1 protein-coding gene is annotated in these 1,509 nt (G+C 68.4%); it reads left to right on the top strand.

Annotated features, from left to right (window positions below; genetic code table 11):
- Positions 1 to 243: 243 nt before the first annotated feature.
- Positions 244 to 1,482 carry an IS110 family transposase gene (locus ACFQPD_RS11025; RefSeq protein ID WP_385900702.1) on the top strand — a complete coding sequence of 413 codons (1,239 nt, stop codon included), beginning with the start codon at positions 244 to 246 and terminating at the stop codon, positions 1,480 to 1,482.
- Positions 1,483 to 1,509: the final 27 nt, after the last annotated feature.

Consider the following 1,509-nt stretch of genomic DNA (forward strand, 5'->3'; position numbering starts at 1 on the left):
TGGGTTCCAGCCGAGCTTCTGGCAGGCTCGGTCCTGTAGCGGCTGGCGGGTCAGCACTCTCCTCTTCTGATCGCTGTTTGAGGTCTTGCGGCAGACCGTGCGCCCGCTGGTCGTGGGGAGGCAGATCGCTGCTGGGATGTCGTGCCCCCGAGTCGTGCTGTCCGGGTGAGCACTCGCTCCATTAGATCGCTGGGAGTCCTCCTCCACGCTGCGGAACGGGAGTCATTCGAAGGAGGGTTTCTGGTGTTGTTCGTGGGTGATGACTGGGCCGAGGAGCATCACGACATCGAGGTCCAGGACGAGACGGGGAAGGTGCTCGCCAAGAAGCGGCTGCCCGAGGGCCTGGCGGGGATGGTCGCGCTTCACGAGCTGCTCGGCCGGCATGTGCCGGCCGGCTGGGCGGACCTGGACCCGGCTGAGGCGGCCGGGAAGGTGGTGGTCGGGATCGAGACCGATCGCGGGCCGTGGGTCGCCGCCCTGGTAGCGGCCGGCTACCGGGTGTACGCGATCAACCCGACCTCGGCGGCCCGGTATCGGCAGCGGCACTCGATGTCGGGCGCCAAGGCCGACACCACCGATGCGCACCTGCTCGCCGAGATCGTCCGAGTCGACCGCGCTCATCACCGGCCTGTCGCCGGGGACAGCCCGGACGCGCAGGCGGTCAAGGTAGTCGCCCGGATGCACCAGACCTTGATCTGGGACCGCACCCGGCACCTGCTCAGGCTGCGTTCGGCGTTGCGGGAGTACTTCCCCGCTGCGATCAGGGCCTTCGACGAGCTCGCGGCCCCCGACAGCCTTGAGCTGTTGGCTGTTGCGCCGGATCCTGATGCGGCGGCGAAGCTCACCAAGACGCGCATCGTGGCGGCGTTGAAGCGGGCGCACCGCCGCAACGTCGACGAGCGGGCGACCGTGATGATGGAGGTCCTCCGGGCCCCCGAACTCCGCCTGCCGCCGGTAGTGCAGCAGGCCTACGCCGCCGGGATCGTGAGCCTGGTCGCGGTCCTCGGCGTGTTGAACCAGCAGATCGACCAGTTGAGTGTGGTGGTGGGCGACCATTTTGGCCGTCACCGGGACGCTGAGATCTACACCAGCCTCCCTGGGTTGGGAGTGGTCCTCGGCGCCCGGGTCCTGGGCGAGTTCGGCGACGACCCCACCCGGTACGCCGACGCGAAGGCCCGCAAGGCCTACGGCGGCACCGCGCCCATCACCAGGGCCTCTGGCAAGAAGAAGGTCGTGCTGGCCCGCTACGCGCGCAACGACCGCCTCGCCGACGCGCTCCAGCAATGGGCGTTCGGATCGATGCGCGGCTCACCCGGTGCGAAGGCCTACTACAAGGCTCTCAAGGACCGCAAGATCGGCCACCAGGCCGCCCTCCGCCAGCTCGGGAACCGGTGGGTGGGCATCCTCCACGGCTGCCTCAAAACCGGCCAGCTCTACGACGAAAACAAGGCCTGGAGCCACCAATCCAGCGCTGCCGCTTGACAAAACAAAACCTGGGATGTCTGCCGC

The organism is Tessaracoccus sp. O5.2 (assembly GCF_964266725.1).
Taxonomy (GTDB): Bacteria; Actinomycetota; Actinomycetes; order Propionibacteriales; family Propionibacteriaceae; genus Arachnia; species Arachnia lapidicapta.